The 17458-nt window shown below is 71.0% G+C and carries 16 protein-coding genes and 2 tRNA genes; 16 read left to right on the top strand and 2 right to left on the bottom strand.

The window, feature by feature from the left end; all coding sequences use genetic code 11:
• The first annotated feature begins 23 nt into the window (after positions 1-23).
• From recF to ABD330_RS05775, 11 genes are all read left to right on the top strand, one after another.
• Entirely contained in the window at positions 24-1169 is a 1146-nt protein-coding gene (recF, locus tag ABD330_RS05825; protein WP_344461429.1) for a DNA replication/repair protein RecF, read from the top strand.
• 173 nt (positions 1170-1342) lie between these two features.
• Entirely contained in the window at positions 1343-1873 is a 531-nt protein-coding gene (locus tag ABD330_RS05820) for a DciA family protein (protein ID WP_344461531.1), read from the top strand.
• A gap of 273 nt (positions 1874-2146) precedes the next feature.
• Positions 2147-4165 carry a DNA topoisomerase (ATP-hydrolyzing) subunit B gene (gyrB, locus tag ABD330_RS05815; protein ID WP_344461427.1) on the top strand — a complete coding sequence of 673 codons (2019 nt, stop codon included), beginning with the start codon at positions 2147-2149 and terminating at the stop codon, positions 4163-4165.
• Positions 4166-4221: 56 nt separating this feature from the next.
• Positions 4222-6900 carry a DNA gyrase subunit A gene (gyrA, locus tag ABD330_RS05810; RefSeq protein WP_425555451.1) on the top strand — a complete coding sequence of 893 codons (2679 nt, stop codon included), beginning with the start codon at positions 4222-4224 and terminating at the stop codon, positions 6898-6900.
• 144 nt (positions 6901-7044) lie between these two features.
• The gene (locus tag ABD330_RS05805) at positions 7045-7782 is read left to right on the top strand and encodes a DUF3566 domain-containing protein (protein WP_344461425.1); all 738 of its coding nucleotides are present in this window, start codon (positions 7045-7047) and stop codon (positions 7780-7782) included.
• Between the two features lie 249 nt (positions 7783-8031).
• Positions 8032-9483, top strand: a complete 1452-nt coding sequence (locus ABD330_RS05800; protein ID WP_344461423.1) for a class I SAM-dependent methyltransferase — start codon at positions 8032-8034, stop codon at positions 9481-9483.
• A gap of 16 nt (positions 9484-9499) precedes the next feature.
• Positions 9500-9573, top strand: a tRNA-Ile gene (locus tag ABD330_RS05795).
• Positions 9574-9892: 319 nt separating this feature from the next.
• Positions 9893-10525: a hypothetical protein gene (locus tag ABD330_RS05790; RefSeq protein ID WP_344461421.1), complete on the top strand. Its 633-nt coding sequence runs from the start codon at positions 9893-9895 to the stop codon at positions 10523-10525.
• A gap of 249 nt (positions 10526-10774) precedes the next feature.
• The gene (locus tag ABD330_RS05785; RefSeq protein ID WP_280715975.1) at positions 10775-10903 is read left to right on the top strand and encodes a DLW-39 family protein; all 129 of its coding nucleotides are present in this window, start codon (positions 10775-10777) and stop codon (positions 10901-10903) included.
• Positions 10904-11056: 153 nt separating this feature from the next.
• A tRNA-Ala gene (locus ABD330_RS05780) sits at positions 11057-11129 on the top strand.
• 226 nt (positions 11130-11355) lie between these two features.
• Positions 11356-11910: a histone deacetylase gene (locus ABD330_RS05775; protein ID WP_344461527.1), complete on the top strand. Its 555-nt coding sequence runs from the start codon at positions 11356-11358 to the stop codon at positions 11908-11910.
• Positions 11911-11998: 88 nt separating this feature from the next.
• Here ABD330_RS05775 and ABD330_RS05770 read toward each other — a convergent pair whose 3' ends face one another.
• Entirely contained in the window at positions 11999-12922 is a 924-nt protein-coding gene (locus ABD330_RS05770) for a DUF5324 family protein (protein ID WP_344461417.1), read from the bottom strand.
• 268 nt (positions 12923-13190) lie between these two features.
• Here ABD330_RS05770 and ABD330_RS05765 point away from each other — a divergent pair, with 268 nt between their 5' ends.
• Both ABD330_RS05765 and ABD330_RS05760 read left to right on the top strand, forming a co-directional pair.
• The gene (locus tag ABD330_RS05765; RefSeq protein WP_344461415.1) at positions 13191-13715 is read left to right on the top strand and encodes a peptidylprolyl isomerase; all 525 of its coding nucleotides are present in this window, start codon (positions 13191-13193) and stop codon (positions 13713-13715) included.
• A gap of 159 nt (positions 13716-13874) precedes the next feature.
• Complete coding sequence (locus ABD330_RS05760; protein ID WP_344461413.1) at positions 13875-14765, top strand: rhomboid family intramembrane serine protease; 891 nt, start codon at positions 13875-13877, stop codon at positions 14763-14765.
• Between the two features lie 351 nt (positions 14766-15116).
• On the opposite strand, the gene crgA is transcribed toward ABD330_RS05760, so the two are convergent.
• Positions 15117-15368: a cell division protein CrgA gene (crgA, locus tag ABD330_RS05755; protein ID WP_344461411.1), complete on the bottom strand. Its 252-nt coding sequence runs from the start codon at positions 15366-15368 to the stop codon at positions 15117-15119.
• Positions 15369-15565: 197 nt separating this feature from the next.
• Between crgA and ABD330_RS05750 the strand changes: the two genes are divergently transcribed.
• The 3 genes from ABD330_RS05750 to ABD330_RS05740 all read left to right on the top strand — a co-directional run bounded on the left by ABD330_RS05750 (position 15566) and on the right by ABD330_RS05740 (position 17427).
• Positions 15566-16336, top strand: a complete 771-nt coding sequence (locus ABD330_RS05750) for a DUF881 domain-containing protein (RefSeq protein WP_344461409.1) — start codon at positions 15566-15568, stop codon at positions 16334-16336.
• A 223-nt stretch (positions 16337-16559) separates the two neighbouring features.
• Entirely contained in the window at positions 16560-16730 is a 171-nt protein-coding gene (locus ABD330_RS05745; RefSeq protein ID WP_344461407.1) for a hypothetical protein, read from the top strand.
• Between the two features lie 31 nt (positions 16731-16761).
• Complete coding sequence (locus ABD330_RS05740) at positions 16762-17427, top strand: aminodeoxychorismate/anthranilate synthase component II (RefSeq protein WP_344461405.1); 666 nt, start codon at positions 16762-16764, stop codon at positions 17425-17427.
• Positions 17428-17458 lie beyond the last annotated feature (31 nt).

The following is a 17458-nucleotide window of genomic DNA, read 5'->3' as shown; positions in this document are numbered from 1 at the left end:
GAAGGCGGGCGCAGTCCACAGCCATGCACGTCGCGCATCTGTCGCTCGCCGACTTCCGTTCCTACACCCGGGCCGAGGTGCCCCTCGACCCGGGTGTGACGGCCTTCGTCGGCCCCAACGGCCAGGGGAAGACCAATCTGGTCGAGGCGATCGGCTACGTCGCCACCCTGGGCAGCCACCGGGTCGCCACCGACGCCCCGCTGATCCGGCTCGGCGCCGAGCGGGCGGTGGTCCGCACCAGCATCCTGCGCACCGGCCCGTCCGGTGAGGGCCGCACCACCCTGGTCGAGCTGGAGATCACCCCCGGCAAGGCCAACCGGGCCCGGATCAACCGCTCCGACAACGTCCGCCCGCGTGACGTGCTGGGCCTGCTGCGGACGGTGCTGTTCGCCCCCGAGGACCTCAGCCTGGTCAAGGGCGACCCGGGCGAGCGCCGCCGCTTCCTGGACGAGCTGCTCACCGCCCGCGCGCCCCGGCTCGCGGGCGTCCGGCAGGACTACGAACGGGTGCTCAAGCAGCGCAACGCGCTGCTCAAGACGGCCGCCGCGGCCCGGCGCTCGGGCGGCGGCCGGGGCGCGGACCTCTCCACCCTGGAGGTCTGGGACGGCCATCTCGCCCAGGCCGGCGCCGAACTGACGGCCTTCCGGCTGCACCTGGTCGACGCGCTGCAGCCGCTGGTGGCGCAGGCGTACGAGCAACTGGCGCCGGGGGGCGGGGAGACGGTACTGGAGTACCGCAGCTCCTTCGAGGGCGAGCGGCCCGCCAGCCGCGAGGAGGCCGAGCAGCAGCTGCTGGCGGCGCTGGAGCAGGTCCGCGGCCAGGAGGTCGCCCGTGGCCTGACCCTGGTCGGCCCGCACCGCGACGAGCTGGGCCTGCGGCTCGGCCCGCTGCCGGCGAAGGGGTACGCGAGCCACGGTGAGTCCTGGTCGTACGCGCTGGCGCTGCGGCTGGCCTCGTACGAGCTGCTGCGGTCCGACGGCGGGGAGCCGGTGCTGATCCTCGACGACGTCTTCGCGGAGCTGGACGCCCGGCGGCGGGACCGCCTCGCGGAGCTGGTGGCGGGGGCCGAGCAGGTCCTCGTGACGGCGGCGGTGCCGGAGGACGTGCCGAAGGCCCTGGCGGGAGCCCGGTTCGCCGTCGCGGACGGGGACGTGACCCGCATCCATTAGGCGTACGGACCAGGGGCGCGAGGAACTGCGCGAAGACGGTAGGGCGACAGGTGGTTGCCTTCCGATCTCGCGCAGTTCCTCGCGCCCCTGTCGTGGTTGCCCGTCGATGGTCGTGTCCGGCGGAGCCGTACAGTGGACTGTCCACAGCCTGGGGATACAGCAGCGGAGAGGAGATCGCGGTGAGCGATCCGGATGCGCGGACCCCGGAGCTGTCGGGGGTGGACCTGGCGCGGGTGGCGCTGCGCGCGGCCAAGGAGCAGGCGCGGCAGCGCGGCGAGCAGGTGCGGGAGAAGCGTGAGGCCAAGCGGCACGGGCTGCGCAGCGGTGCGCGGGCGGACGGGCGGGACCCGGTGCCGTTGGGGGCGGCGCTGAACCGGCTGATCACCGAGCGGGGCTGGGAGGCGCCGGCGGCGGTGGGCGGGGTGATGGGGCGCTGGTCGCAGATCGTCGGTCCCGACATCGCGGCGCACTGTGTGCCGAAGCATTTCGCCGAGGCGGAGGCGGTGCTCACGGTGCAGTGCGACTCCACTGCCTGGGCGACTCAACTGCGTTTGCTGGCACGGCAGTTGGTGGCCCGCCTGAACCACGAGCTGGGGCACGGCACGGTTCGGGTGATCAAGGTGCAGGGGCCGGACGCGCCGAACCGGTCGTACGGCCGGCTGCGAGCGCCGGGGAGCAAGGGTCCCGGGGACACCTGGGGGTAGCCGGGGTGGCAGGGGAACCGGATCCTCCGGAACCCCTGACGGCCCTTTTGCGGCCGCTAAGCCCCCCTGGCGAGTATCGGGACATGTGCAGAGGGGATTCAGGGCGGCACATCTGCCCTCAGGGGCTGCCAAACGCCCATCTCTGTCAGTCCTACCGGTAGACTAAGAGCCAAACACAGTTGCTTGCAGCAACCGAGTCGAAACGCCGTGGTCGCAGGCCCCCCGTACAGCGGGCGGGAGTGCGGCCGCGCGCTGTGCCAGAGAGGGCGCTTCGTGGCCGATTCCGGCAACTCCAGCCAGAACCCAGACTTGTCCGACACCGCTGTCCCCACCGACCCCGCGACGGGCCAGTCCTACGACGCCAGCCAGATCCAGGTGCTGGAGGGTCTCGACGCCGTCCGCAAGCGCCCGGGCATGTACATCGGCTCGACGAGCGAGCGCGGCCTGCACCACCTGGTGTACGAGGTCGTGGACAACTCCGTCGACGAGGCGCTCGCGGGGCACGCCGACTCCATCGCGGTGACGATCCTGCCCGACGGCGCGGTGCGGGTGGTCGACAACGGCCGCGGTATCCCGGTGGGCATGGTCGAGAGCCAGGGGAAGCCGGCCGTCGAGGTCGTGCTGACGGTGCTGCACGCGGGCGGCAAGTTCGGCGGCGGCGGCTACTCGGTCTCCGGCGGTCTGCACGGTGTCGGCGTCTCGGTCGTGAACGCGCTGTCCACGCGGCTCGCGGTGGAGATCCACACGGACGGCTTCCGCTGGACCCAGGAGTACAAGCAGGGCGCCCCGACCGCCCCGCTGGCCCAGCACGAGGCGACCGGCCTGAACGGCACCAGCGTCACCTTCTGGGCCGACCCGGAGATCTTCGAGACCACGGTCTACTCCTTCGAGACGCTCTCGCGGCGCTTCCAGGAGATGGCGTTCCTGAACAAGGGGCTGACCATCTCGCTGACGGACGAGCGCGAGGAGCACGTCGACGACGAGGGCAAGCCGCTCGCGGTCACCTACAAGTACGACGGCGGCATCGCCGACTTCGTGACGCATCTCAACTCCCGCAAGGGCGAGATGATCCACCCCACGGTCATCGACTTCGAGGCCGAGGACAAGAGCAAGGCGATCTCGGTGGAGATCGCCATGCAGTGGAACTCCTCGTACACCGAGGGGGTCTACAGCTTCGCCAACACCATCCACACGCACGGTGGCGGCACCCACGAGGAGGGCTTCCGCGCGGCGCTGACCGGCCTGGTCAACCGCTACGCGCGGGAGAAGAAGCTGCTCCGCGAGAAGGACGAGAACCTCTCCGGCGAGGACATCCGCGAGGGCCTGACGGCGATCATCTCGCTCAAGCTGGGCGAGCCGCAGTTCGAGGGCCAGACCAAGGACAAGCTCGGCAACACCGAGGCGAAGACCTTCGTGCAGAAGGTCGTCCACGAGCACCTGAACGACTGGCTGGACCGCAACCCCAACGAGGCCTCGGACATCATCCGCAAGTCGATCAACTCGGCGAGCGCGCGGATGGCGGCCCGCAAGGCCCGCGACCTGACCCGCCGCAAGGGCCTGCTGGAGAGCGCCTCGCTGCCCGGCAAGCTGAGCGACTGCCAGTCCAAGGACCCGGCCGAGTGCGAGATCTTCATCGTCGAGGGTGACTCCGCCGGCGGCTCGGCCAAGCAGGGCCGTGACCCGCGCATCCAGGCGATCCTCCCGATCCGCGGCAAGATCCTGAACGTCGAGAAGGCCCGGATCGACAAGGTGCTGCAGAACACCGAGGTCCAGGCGCTGATCTCGGCCTTCGGCTGCGGCATCCAGGAGGACTACGACGAGTCCAAGCTCCGCTATCACAAGATCGTCCTGATGGCGGACGCCGACGTCGACGGGCAGCACATCCGTACCCTGCTGCTCACCCTGCTGTTCCGCTTCATGCGTCCGCTGGTCGAGTCCGGCTACGTGTACCTGGCGATGCCGCCGCTGTACAAGATCAAGTGGGGCCGGGACGACTTCGACTACGTCTACTCGGACCGCGAGAAGGACTCGGTGATCGCCGCCGGTACGGCGGCCGGCCGCCGGCTGCCCAAGGACGACGCGATCCAGCGCTTCAAGGGTCTCGGCGAGATGAACGCCGAGGAGCTGCGGATCACCACCATGGACCAGGCGCACCGCCTGCTCCAGCAGATCACCCTGGAGGACGCGGCCCGTGCGGACGACCTGTTCTCCGTGCTGATGGGCGAGGACGTCGAGGCCCGCCGCTCCTTCATCCAGCGCAACGCCAAGGACGTCCGCTTCCTGGACGTGTGACCGGGCCCGTCCCGCTCAAACACAACCAGTCACGCGTGAAAGGAAACTGACCACCAGTGGTCGACGAGAACCGTCCCGACGGCGACATGCAGCCGGAACGCACCGATAGCGCAGCCACCGACGTCTTCGTGTCCCGGGTCGAGCCGATCGAGCTCGAGACCGAGATGCAGCGCTCCTACCTCGACTACGCGATGAGCGTGATCGTCAGCCGTGCGCTGCCCGAGGTCCGCGACGGGCTGAAGCCCGTCCACCGCCGCGTGCTGTACGCGATGTACGACGGCGGCTACCGGCCCGAGAAGGGCTACTACAAGTGCGCCCGCGTCGTCGGTGACGTGATGGGCAACTACCACCCGCACGGCGACACCTCGATCTACGACACCGTGGTGCGCCTGGCGCAGCCGTGGTCGCTGCGGATGCCGCTGGTGGACGGCAACGGCAACTTCGGTTCCCCGGGCAACGACCCGGCCGCCGCCATGCGGTACACCGAGTGCAAGATGATGCCGCTCGCCATGGAGATGATGCGCGACATCGACGAGGAGACCGTCGACTTCGCGGCCAACTACGACGGCCGCTCGCAGGAGCCGACCGTCCTGCCGTCGCGCATCCCCAACCTGTTGATCAACGGTGCCACCGGTATCGCGGTCGGCATGGCGACCAACATCCCGCCGCACAACCTGCGTGAGGTCGCGTCGGGTGCGCTGTGGGCGCTGGAGCACCCGGAGGCTTCCAACGAGGAGCTGCTGGAGGCGCTGATCGAGCGGATCAAGGCGCCGGACTTCCCGACCGGTGCGCTGATCGTCGGCCGCCGCGGCATCGAGGACGCGTACCGGACGGGCCGCGGCTCGATCACCATGCGCGCGGTGGTGGAGGTCGAGGAGATCCAGGGCCGGCAGTGCCTGGTGATCACCGAGCTGCCGTACCAGGTGAACCCGGACAACCTGGCGCTGAAGATCGCCGACCTGGTGAAGGACGGCAAGGTCGCCGGCATCGCCGACGTCCGCGACGAGTCCTCGTCCCGGACGGGTCAGCGGCTGGTGGTGGTGCTCAAGCGCGACGCGGTCGCCAAGGTCGTGCTGAACAACCTGTACAAGCACACCGACCTGCAGACCAACTTCGGTGCCAACATGCTGGCGCTGGTGGACGGTGTGCCGCGCACGCTGTCGCTCGACGCGTTCATCCGGCACTGGGTGAGCCACCAGGTCGAGGTCATCGTCCGCCGGACGACCTTCCGGCTGCGCAAGGCCGAGGAGCGGGCGCACATCCTGCGGGCGCTGCTCAAGGCGCTGGACCAGATCGACGCGGTGATCGCGCTGATCCGGGCGTCGGAGAGTGCGGACGCGGCCCGCAGCGGCCTGATGGACCTGCTCCGGATCGACGAGCTGCAGGCCAACGCGATCCTGGAGATGCAGCTGCGCCGGCTGGCCGCGCTGGAGAGCGCGCGGATCCAGAGCGAGCACGACGAGCTGCAGACCAAGATCAACGAGTACAACGCGATCCTGGCCTCCCCGCCGCGCCAGCGCGAGATCATCTCCGAGGAGCTGACCGCGATCGTCGAGAAGTACGGCGACGAGCGGCGCTCCACGCTGATCCCCTTCGACGGCGACATGTCCGTCGAGGACCTGATCGCGGAGGAGGACATCGTCGTCACGATCACCCGTGGCGGCTACGTCAAGCGGACCAGGTCCGACCTCTACCGCTCGCAGAAGCGCGGCGGCAAGGGCGTGCGCGGTGCCCAGCTGAAGCAGGACGACCTCGTCGACCACTTCTTCGTGACCACCACGCACAACTGGATCCTGTTCTTCACCAACAAGGGCCGGGTCTACCGCGCCAAGGGCTACGAGCTGCCGGACGCGGGCCGCGACGCCCGTGGCCAGCACGTGGCCAACCTGCTGGCCTTCCAGCCGGAGGAGCACATCACCCAGGTGATGGCCGTCCGGACCTACCTGGACAAGCCGTACCTGGTGCTGGCGACCCGGGCCGGCCTGGTGAAGAAGTCCTGGCTGAAGGACTACGACTCCCCGCGCTCCGGCGGCCTGATCGCGATCAACCTGCGGCAGGACGAGGAGGGCAAGGACGACGAGCTGATCGGCGCCGAGCTGGTCTCCGCCGAGGACGACCTGCTGCTGGTGTCGAAGAAGGCGCAGTCGATCCGCTTCACCGCGACCGACGACGCGCTGCGGCCGATGAGCCGGGCCACCTCGGGTGTGAAGGGCATGGCGTTCCGTGAGGGCGACGAGCTGCTGTCGATGAACGTGGTGCGGGAGGGGACGTTCGTCTTCACGGCCACCGACGGCGGTTATGCCAAGCGCACTCCGGTGGACGAGTACCGTGTTCAGGGACGCGGTGGTTTCGGCACCAAGGCCGCCAAGATCGTCGAGGGTCGTGGATCGCTGGTCGGGGCCCTCGTGGTCGAGGAGACCGACGAGATCATGGCGATCACGCTCTCGGGCGGTGTGATCCGTACCAGGGTTTCCGGAGTTCGTGAAACCGGACGTGACACCATGGGCGTCCAACTGATCAACCTCGGAAAGCGCGACGCGGTCGTGGGCATGGCCCGCAACGCGGAGGCGGAGGACGAGGAGCTGGCCGAGGACGAGGGTTCCGTGCCCGGGATCTCGGCTCCGGTCGAGGGTGCTGACCATGAGAATTCGGTTACGGCCGGGATCTCGGGTGACACTTCGGCCGAGGAGAACGATGGTGGTACCACGGCGGGTGGCTCGGCCGGACAGGCCTGACCGCAAGCCTTGGTGGCCGGTGCCTGCCCGGAAGGGCCGGGCACCGGCCACTGACCGGTACCGGGCAATCGGCCCGGCACCGGACGAGGACTGAAACGACCAGGGCGGATCGCCGGCCTGGCGGGTTACTGCGGGAGGACCAGGGTGAGTGGAGCCACGGGTGCTGCGGGAGGTGCCGCGGGGGGCGGCCTGCCGGGCGCCGGACAGAGCGGGATGCCGTACGGCGGTGCGCCGCAGCCTCCGGCCGAGCACCCGGCCGCGTCCACCTCGCTGATGCCGCCGGTGGCCTCGGCGGGCCAGGGCCAGGGCGGAGGCACGTACGGCCGCGGGGTGCCGCAGCCGCCGGCCGCGCCGCCGGCGGCCGGGTTCTCCCAGCCGACGACGTACACCAAGGGCCAGCCGACGCCCGCGCGCGGCACCCGCACCAACGCGGGCGCTCCGGCGGGTGGCGCTGCCCCGCGGCGGGGCGGGCCCGAGCGGCCGGCCGGTCAGCAGGGCGGTCTCTCCGGCCGGGTCCGCAAGGCCCGGCTGCGGGTGACCAAGGCCGATCCCTGGTCGGTCATGAAGGTGAGCTTCCTGCTCTCGCTCGCGGTCGGCATCATCATGATCGTCGCGGCCGCCGTGCTGTGGATGACACTGGACGGGCTGGGCGTCTTCACCTCCATCAACAGCACGCTGAAGGAGGTCACCGGCTCGGACACGAACGGCGGCCTCAACCTGATGGACTACATCGGGTTCAGCCAGGTGATGCTCTTCACCAGCCTGATCGCCGTGGTGGACGTGGTCCTGATGACGGCGCTGGCGACCCTGTCGGCCTTCATCTACAACACGGCCGCGGGCTTCACCGGCGGCATCGAGCTGACGCTCGCCGAAGAGGACTGACCCCCGGGCCGGCCGGTCCTGCGGCCACCCTCCGGCAGGTGTGCTGACGCACCGTCGGAAAACCCGGTGATCCCGGAATGAGCGGGCCCCGGAGGCTGTTGCAGCCTCCGGGGCCCGTTGGCGTTCGGGTGACAGCTGTGGTGTCCCGGCGCGCCGACGGGTGCCCCCCGAGGCGTGCTGGGTTAGCTGTCCGCGATGTCCGGGGCCGGGCAGATGTCGGGTGGTTCAGCTGGTCGGAGGTGGCGCGCGGTGGCGCGGATCGCAACGCAGTTGGTCGGAGCGCTGGAAGAACTGCTGGAGACCCGGCTCCCGCTCCGGGTGCAGGCCTGGGACGGCAGCGCCGCCGGCCCGCCCGACGCGCCCCTGGTGGTGCTGCGCAACCGCCGGGCACTGCGCCGGCTGCTCTGGCAGCCGGGCGAGCTCGGCCTGGTCAGGGCGTACGTCTCCGGCGACCTGGACCTGGCACCCGACGCGGACCTGTACGACGTGCTGACGGCCGTCGCCCGCTTTTCCGAGAGCCCCGCGTTCAAGGACCTCCAGCTGGGCCTGCGCGACGCGGTGGGCCCCAGGGGCCGCCGGCTGGCCGCGGCGGCGCTGCGGGCGGGCGTGTTCGGGCCGCAGCCCGTCCCGCCGCCCGAGGAGGCCCGCCCGGCCCAGGGGCGGCTGCACAGCCGGGGCCGCGACCGGGCGGCGATCAGCCACCACTACGACGTGGGCAACGACTTCTACCGCCTGGTGCTCGGCTCCTCGATGGTCTACTCCTGCGCGTACTGGGAGCCGGGCGCGAAGAGCCTGGAGGACGCCCAGCAGGCCAAGCTCGACCTGATCTGCCGCAAGCTGGGCCTGCGGCCCGGGATGCGGCTGCTGGACGTGGGCTGCGGCTGGGGTTCGCTGGCCGTCCACGCGGCCCGGCACTACGGCGTCGACGTGGTCGGGGTGTCCATCTCGGCCGAACAGGTCGCGCTGGCCCGCGAGCGGGTCGCCGAGGCCGGCCTGGAGGGGCGGGTGGAGATCCGGCTCCAGGACTACCGCGAGATCCAGGACGGCCCGTTCGACGCGGTCTCCAGCGTCGGCATGGCCGAGCACGTGGGCACCTCCCAGTACCTGACGTACGCCGCAGGCCTGTACCAACTGCTCGCCCCGGGCGGGCGGCTGCTCAACCACCAGATCGCCCGCCGCCCGAGCCGGCCGGGTGAGCCGTACGTCACCAGCCCCTTCATCGAGCGGTACGTCTTCCCGGACGGCGAGCTGTCGCCGGTGGGCACCACGGTCTCGCTGCTGGAACAGGCCGGCTTCGAAGTCCGCGACGTCGAGTCGCTCCGCGAGCACTACGGGCTGACCCTGCGGGAGTGGGTGTCCAACCTGGAGGCCAACTGGGCCGAGGCCGCCCGCGCGGTGGGCCGTGGCCGGGCCCGGGTCTGGCGGCTCTACATGGCCGCCTGCGCCCTCGCCTTCGAGGAGAACCGGATCGGGGTCAACCAGGTGCTGGCCGTCCGCACCGCCACCGGCGGCGACAGCGGCCTGCCGCCCACCCGCGAGCAGTGGCTCGGCGGTGACCGGGCCACTGAGCTGCGGAGCCCTGCCGCGGCCGCCGCCGCGACCCCCGCCGTTGCCCCTGCCGTCGGCCCCGGGAGCGGCTCCGGACCCGCCGCGGGAGTGGCCGCCGATACGGATTTGGGAGATCGGCCGCCGGTCCGCTAATCTTTGAGTGCGGCAAGGGCCTATAGCTCAGACGGTTAGAGCGCTTCCCTGATAAGGAAGAGGCCACAGGTTCAAGTCCTGTTAGGCCCACCTGCACAGAAGGCCCGGAGTGATTCACTCCGGGCCTTCTGCTTGTTCCGCTCCTTCCCCGGGATGTCCGGGTGATCCCGGGTGTTCTTCCCCCGGGGGCGTGACCTCGCGCGGTTTCTGCTCGTTGAGGGTGGTGCGCAGAGGCATCTTGGGTGGGACGACTCGAAACTGCTGTGAATCTGGGGATAGCCGGGCGACAGAACCGGTCATGGGATCTGTGGACGTGACGCGACCTCTGCTCTTGCCGGCGGATGCCCGGCCCCGCGTGCCCTGGGTGATCGGGCCGTTCACAGATCGCTTCAACCATGGAGGCATCCCCATGCCGATGGAAGCTGCCCTGCTCGAATCCCGGACCCTGCGCGAGAGCGTGGCCGGGCGGGTCGACGTGCTGGACAAGGTCAAGGCGCTGGAACTGCTGCCCGACGGGTTGCACCTCACCGCGCGGTTGCTCGCCGACTACTTCGAGGTCGGTGAGCGGGCGATCAACGCGGTGGTGACCCGGCACCGGGCGGAGTTGCAGGAGAACGGGTACACCGTGCTGAAGGGCACTGACCTGCAGGATTTTCTTAGCTTCAACATGCAGCTAAGAAAAGTTCCGGGCGCCGGCCTGGGCATCTTCCCCCGGCGGGCGGTGCTCAACGTGGCGATGCTGCTGCGGGACAGCGAGGTGGCCCGGAGGGTGCGGCGGTACCTGCTCGACGCCGAGGCGGCCGTGCGGAGGTCGCGGGCCGGCTCGTCCTTCGACTACGCCGAAATGGTGGACGAGTTGGAGCGGCGGTTGCTCGCCGGGACGGTCGGGGACCGGTTGGCGCGGTGCGAGGGGATGCTGCTCGCGGACCGTGGGCTGGTGCGGGCGATGAGCCTGCGGCTGTGCGAGGTGGCGGCGGATGTCCGGGCGGCGCGGGCGGATGTGGCTCAGTTGCGGCGGGGCCGGTGGGTCTGGCGTCGCTGAGGGGGTCGCCGGGCCTGCGGTATGACAGGAGGCGTGGCGTCAATCCGGTGCTCGGATCGGCCGGTTGGAGGTGATGGCGGCCACCCGGGAACGGGTTACCGGTGTGTATCATCGGCCGCAGGGCGGTCAGCTGCCAGGACCGCTGGTTCGTGCTCGTACACCCGAGGACTCGCGAGCCGGTCTCTCCCCTCTTCCGGGAGAGTTCCGCCGAGTCCGCCCCCAAGTAAGCAAGAAGGACGAGGTCCCGCGGTGAAGAAGCTTCTCCTGGTCGCCCTGGTCGCCCTCGGCGGCTTCTTTGTCTACCGTCAGGTCCAGGCGGACCGTGCCGAGCAGGACCTGTGGACCGAGGCGACCGACCCGGTTCCCGCCTCCCGCTGAGGCAGACGGACGATCTTCCGGAGGCCGCTCGCGGTCTCCGGCACGGGTCGGCCCTGACCGGACGGTCGGGGCCCGGCCCGGATCCCGCTCGGACGGATACCTGCTCACAGATTGTCCGCAGGAGCGGGTACGCTTGTGCGCAGCAAACCGCACGGGGCTTTAGCTCAGTTGGTAGAGCGCTGCCTTTGCAAGGCAGATGTCAGGAGTTCGAGTCTCCTAAGCTCCACGTGCACGAACGCCCCGGACCGGTCACGGTCCGGGGCGTTCGTCGTCTCCGAGGCGAGAGCGGCGAGAGCGGCGAGCGCTGCGAGCGCGGCCGGAACGGGTAGGCAGGTGGGCCGGTGGACGGGGAAGCGGTGCGGCGGCCGGGACCGTTCCCGGGCGCGGACGTGGGCGCGGGTACGGCCCCGGGAGCGGCGGCGCCGGTCTGGTACGCGGCCTACGGGTCGAACATGGACCCCGACCGGTTGGCCTGCTACCTGGCCGGCGGGCGGCCGGAGGGCGCGGTCCGGGGCTTTCCCGGTTGCCGGGACCGGCGGCCGCCGGTGCGGACGGTCCCGCTGCTGCTGCCAGGGCGGCTCTACTTCGCGCTGGAGTCGAGGGTGTGGACCGGCGGGATGGGCTTCTACGACCCGCTGGATCCGGGGGAGATGCCCGCCTGCGCCTACCTGCTGACGGCCGGGCAGTTCTGCGACGTCGCGGCCCAGGAGATGCACCGGCCGCCCGGCGCCGACCTGGACCTGGGCGAGGTGCTGGCGACGGGCCGGGCCCGGTTCGGCCCGGGCCGGTACGAGACGCTGGTCTGCCCGGGCGGGCTGGACGGCTACCCCGTGCTGACGTTCACGGCTCCCTGGCGGAGTGCGGAGGCCGCGTTGAACGCGCCGTCGGCCGCCTACCTGGGCCGGCTGGCGGCCGGGCTGGCCGCCGTGCACGGGTGGGACGCGGCGCGGATCGCCGCCTATCTGGACAGCCGGCCGGGCGCCCGGCCGGACGGGTCGGACGGCTAGCCCCTGTGGCCCGGGGCCCCGTGCCTCGGCCGCCGGCCCGGGTGAGGTGGGGCGGCGGCCGAGGCGGCTCGTCAGGGGGGCGGGGCCGTCAGTGCGGCTTGCGCGGGTCGTGCGGCTTCGGGCGCTCGCTGGGGACCGGGTGGCCGGGCTCGGGATCGGGCGCGGGATCCGGGTCCGGCTTCGGGGCCGGGTTGGAGCCCGCTGCGGAGCCGGAGCCGGAGCCGGCGGCGGTGGATCCGGAGGCGGACGTGGACCCGGACGTGGACCCGGACGTCGAGGAGACGCTGTGCGAGCCGTTCAACAGGCCGCCGCCCGGCGCTGAGCCGGTGGCGAGACCGAAGGGGCTGTCCTGGGCGGCGGAGGGCTCGACCAGCCACTCCGGGGTGCTCTGGCGCCGCCACCACTGCCAGGCGATCACGCCGGTCCCCACGGCCAGCGTGCCCGCGACGGCGAGGCCGGTGGCCCAGTGGTTGCGCTGCTCCCGCTTGGCGTTCCTGGCCGCCAGCCCGCTGATCTCGGCGGCGCTGACATGGCCGTGCAGGGCGGTGAGGGCGGCGCTGCCGCGCAGCTGGGCCTCCTGCGCGACGGGGGTGATGGCCGAGCGGGCGCTGTCGACGGCCTCGGTGACCTTGGGGACGACGCTGGTCCGGGTGGTCACCGCGGCCTTGGTCGCGGAGTGCTTGGCCGCCAGAGCCGCTTCCTGGGCCCGGTGGACGGCCTTCAGCGTGCTCTGCTGGGTCTGCGGGGGCAGCGCGAGGAACGCCTGCTCCAGCTGCGGGGCGACCCGCTTCGCGTACTGGACGCGGGCGGCCTGGGCTGCGTGGGTCGCGCCGGTCCTGGCCTGGCTGCCTGCCGAGCCGACCTTCGGGCCGAGCGCTTCGAGGGCCGGTCCGAACCGCTGCCTCGCTTCCTCCGCGTAGTGCAGCGCGGTGTCCCGGGCGGTGGTGGCATAGGGCGCGAGAGTGTCCCTGGTCTTGTCGGCCGTTTCACGAGCTGAGTCCAAACGGGTCACGAGCTTCTCCTCCTCGGTGGCGTCCAATATGCACATTTCCACCTGTTTGGAGATCATGCATGGCAATTTGTTCCTCGGCGCGCCGGGTTGCGCCGTACGCGGGTGGTGGGTGGGGGCGGCTGGGGGTACGCGGGGCGCGGCAGACAGGTGCGGGGGCGTGCCCGGCGGCCTTCGTTTCGAAGGGCAACCCGGGCTTGCGGTCCGCCCGTGGACGGGGCGTGGGATGATCGGCGGTGTCCAGACACCTAGGTAGATAGGAAGGCACACCATGGCCGAGGAACTGTTCGCCACCCTGAAGACCAACCGCGGCGACATCGTGATCAAGCTCTTCCCGAACCACGCCCCGAAGACCGTGGCGAACTTCGTCGAGCTGGCCGAGGGCACCCGCGAGTGGATCGACCCGAAGACCGGTCAGAAGGGCAAGGGCGGGCTGTACGACGGCACCGTCTTCCACCGCGTGATCGCCGGCTTCATGCTCCAGGGCGGCGACCCGCTGGGCACCGGCACCGGTGGCCCGGGCTACAAGTTCGCCGACGAGTTCCACCCCGACCTGGCGTTCACCCGCCCGTTCCTGCTGGCCATGGCCAACGCCGGCCCGGGCACCAACGGTTCGCAGTTCTTCATCACGGTCGAGCCGACCACCTGGCTGACCGGCAAGCACACCATCTTCGGTGAGGTCCTCGACGAGGCCAGCCAGAAGGTCGTGTCGGAGATCGGCGCCACCAAGACCGGCCGCAACGACCGTCCGGTCAACGACGTCGTGATCGAGTCGGTGGAGATCAAGCGCGGCTGACGCCGCCCGCAGTAACCTTGGCGGTCCCGGAGGCGCCCCGGCACGGTGTGCGCCGCCGGGATCGGTCATGACGGGACCAGGGCGTGTCCCACCGTTTCCGCCGGCACCGATCCGAGCGGGACGGTGGGGCACGCCCTGGCCATGAGGAGGGAACCCCGGATGCTTCCGGACGAGCCGGCCCGACCGCACGCCGACGCGCACCCGGGGCTGCCCGGCTGCTACCGGCACCCCGAGCGGGAGACCGGCATCGCCTGTGCCCGCTGCGGGCGCCCGATCTGCCCGCAGTGCATGGTGAGCGCCTCGGTGGGCTTCCAGTGCCCGGAGTGCGTGAGCGGGGCCGGCGGTCAGCAGGTCCGCCAGGCCCGGACCCGCTTCGGCGGGCGCCCGGTCCGGGACGAGGCGCTGGTCACCAAGATCCTGATCGGGATCAACCTGGTGGTCTTCGTGCTGACGGCCTACGTCCGCAAGGACTGGCAGCAGCTGCTCAGCGTGTACAGCATTCCGGCCCAGCACGGCTTTGCGGCGCAGGGCGTGGCCGCCGGGCCGGACCAGTGGTACCGGCTGGTGTCGGCGATGTTCGTGCACTTCGGCGAGTTCCACATCGGGGCGAACATGGTCTCGCTCTGGGTGCTCGGCCCGCAGCTGGAGAAGGTGCTGGGCCGGCTGCGCTTCCTCGGGCTGTACGTCGTCTCCGGCCTGGCGGGGAACGCCCTGGTCTTCCTGGTGACCGACGGGCACTCGAACTCGGGGGGCGCCTCCGGGGCGATCTTCGGGCTGCTGGGTGCGACGGCGGTGCTGTTCCACGCCAGCCGGGTGCCGCTGGGGCCGGTGATCGCGCTGCTGGTCTTCAACCTGGTGATCACGTTCTCGGTGCCGGCGATCGACTGGCGGGCCCATGTGGGCGGCCTGGTGGCGGGAACCGTCGCGGGGGTGGGGCTGATGTACGCCCCCCGGGCGAACCGGAATCTGGTGCAGGGGCTGGCCGTGGCGGGTGTGCTGGCCCTGGCCCTGGTGATGGTGGTGGCCGAGACGGCCCGACTCGGGTCCTGAGGCGGCCACGGGTAGTTGTCCACAGCGTGGGGCGGGTTGTGCACAGCATGGTGCGCGCCCCCCTGGTGGGTAACCGCGCTACGCGCGTCCAGCTCGGCTTATGCCGGATCTCGGGGGCGTTTGACGGGGCGTGGACAGAAAAGTTATCCACAGGTTGAGGTGACTTTTCCCCACTGTGGATAACCGTGTGGATAAACACACCGTCTGATGGATCGGGCGGGGCTGCGGACAGCACGAAGCACCGCCCGGGCCGGTGGCCGGGCGGTGCTTGGGCAGGAGCAGGTGCCGGGAAACCGGTGCGGTGGCCTGAGCCCGGGCGGGCTCAGGCCGGCCGGCCGGCGGTGGGCCGGCTTACTTCCACTGGGTGGAGACGCCGAAGCCCGCCGCGATGAAGCCGAAACCGGCCAGGATGTTCCAGTTGCCCCAGCTGCTGATCGGCCAGGTTCCGCTGGTCACGTAGTAGGTGACGATCCACACGAGCCCGACCAGGAACAGCGCCAGCATCAGCGGTGCTACCCAGCTGCGACCAGAACTGATCTTCACCGCGGTGGCGTTCGACGGCGGTGTGTAGTCGGACTTCTTGCGGAGTCGAGACTTCGGCACGAGGGGCTCTCCTGTCGATGCGCTGTGACCGCGCAGGGTGCAGCGGGGGCGGGCGGCGGTGGGGACCGGTCTGTGGCGGGGGCGATCGGCCCGGATGTCCACAGGGGGGCCTGGGAACTTCCGGACCGGTGCTCCGCACATGCCACCGGCGTCCGTTAGCGTAGTGGCTCGCCGGGTCTGAAGGAGATAAGGGTACGGTGCCTAATTCCAAGATTCCCTCCCACCCCGGCTCCGGCCGCCGTTCCGGCACCCGAATTGTCGGACGTGTCCTGACCTGCGCCGTCTTCGCGCTCGCCGGACTGCTCTTCTACATCAGCGCGCAGACCGCCCGGGGCACCGATCTGCGGACCGACAACACCCTGCTGCACCTCAGTGACGTGATAGGCCAGCGCAGCACCCAGAACCAGCAGGCGCAGGCGCAGCTGGGGGATCTCCAGGACCGCGCGGACGCCCTCGCCAAGCAGCAGGGCCAGAGCCCGGCCGACTCCGCCCAGCTCAAGGCGCTCCAGCAGGCCTCGGGGCTGCAGCCGTTGCAGGGGCCGGGCCTGACCGTGACGCTCAACGACGCGCCGCCGGGTGCCACCGCGCGCATCCCCGGGGTCCCCGACCCGGGCGTCAACGACCTGGTGATCCATCAGCAGGACATCCAGGCCGTGGTCAACGCGTTGTGGCGGGGTGGCGCCGAGGGCATCCAGGTGATGGACCAGCGGCTGATCTCGACCAGTGCCGTCCGGTGCGTCGGCAACACCCTGCTGCTCCAGGGGCGGGTGTACTCGCCGCCGTACGTGATCAAGGCGGTGGGGCGGACGGACGGGTTGCGCGCGGCCGTCGCGGCCGACCCGTCGATCCGCAACTACCTGCGGTACGTGGAGGCGTACGGGCTGGGCTGGAAGGTCCAGGAGAGCACCGATCTGACCGTCCCGGCCTACTCGGGCACCGTCGACCTGCGGTCCGCCTCCGGCGGCTGAGAGTGCTCCCGGTGGGCCGCCGGCCGGGGGGTGCGGTGTGGCGGCTGTGGGGGCGGGTGCGCGGGTGCGGTGCGGTGGCGGTGGGTTTCACGCCGTTCTCCCCGGGCTCCCGGCCGTGAGGTGCCCGTACGCGTCCTCGGCGCGGGCCCGGTCTCCGGGATACCCGTCTGTCCGGGCGGCGGGTCGGTCTAGTCTTGACCCGACCTGAACCTCTAGGAGCACCGTGTACGGCTGGATCTGGCGGCACCTGCCGGGGAACACCCTCGTCCGGGCGGTCCTCGCCGTGCTGCTCGTCGTCGGAGTGGTCTACGTCCTGTTCCAGTACGTCTTCCCGTGGGCGGAGCCGCTGCTGCCCTTCGGCGACGTCACAGTGGACCAGAGCGGCACCGGGTGACCGGGCCCCGTACTTCAGGAGTGGCGCGCGTATGACCTCCGCCGGCAGTTCGCCCCGGATCCTCGTCGTCGACAACTACGACAGTTTCGTCTTCAACCTCGTCCAGTACCTGTACCAGCTGGGCGCCACCTGCGAGGTGGTGCGCAACGACGAGGTGACGGTGGAACACGCCGTGCGCAGGGGCGCGGACGGCTCCGGCTTCGACGGGGTGCTGCTCTCCCCCGGGCCGGGGTCGCCCGAGGAGGCCGGGGTCTGCATCGAGATGGTGCACCACTGCGCGCAGGCCGGGCTGCCGGTGTTCGGCGTCTGCCTGGGCCTGCAGTCGATCGCGGTGGCGTACGGCGCGGTGGTGGGCCGGGCGCCCGAGCTGCTGCACGGGAAGACCTCGGAGGTCACGCACGAGGACGGCGGGGTCTTCGAGGGCCTGCCCTCGCCGCTCACGGCGACCCGCTACCACTCGCTGGCGGTCGAGCCGGGCACCGTCCCGGCGGAGCTGGTGGTGACCGCGCGGACGGACAGCGGCGTGATCATGGGGCTGAGGCACCGTGAGCACCCGGTCGAGGGTGTGCAGTTCCACCCGGAGTCGGTGCTGACCGAGGGTGGCCACCGGATGCTCGCCAACTGGCTCGGACAGTGCGGCTTCCCGGAGGCCGTGGGACGTTCGGCGGGTCTCGCGCCGGTGATCGGCCGGGGCTGAGCAGGTGACGGCGGTACGCCCGGAGGGGGGC

This window comes from Kitasatospora kazusensis, from assembly GCF_039529945.1.
Taxonomy (GTDB): Bacteria; Actinomycetota; Actinomycetes; order Streptomycetales; family Streptomycetaceae; genus Kitasatospora; species Kitasatospora kazusensis.
Note: the sequence above shows the minus strand (reverse complement) of the source record. Positions and strands in the feature narration are given on the sequence as shown.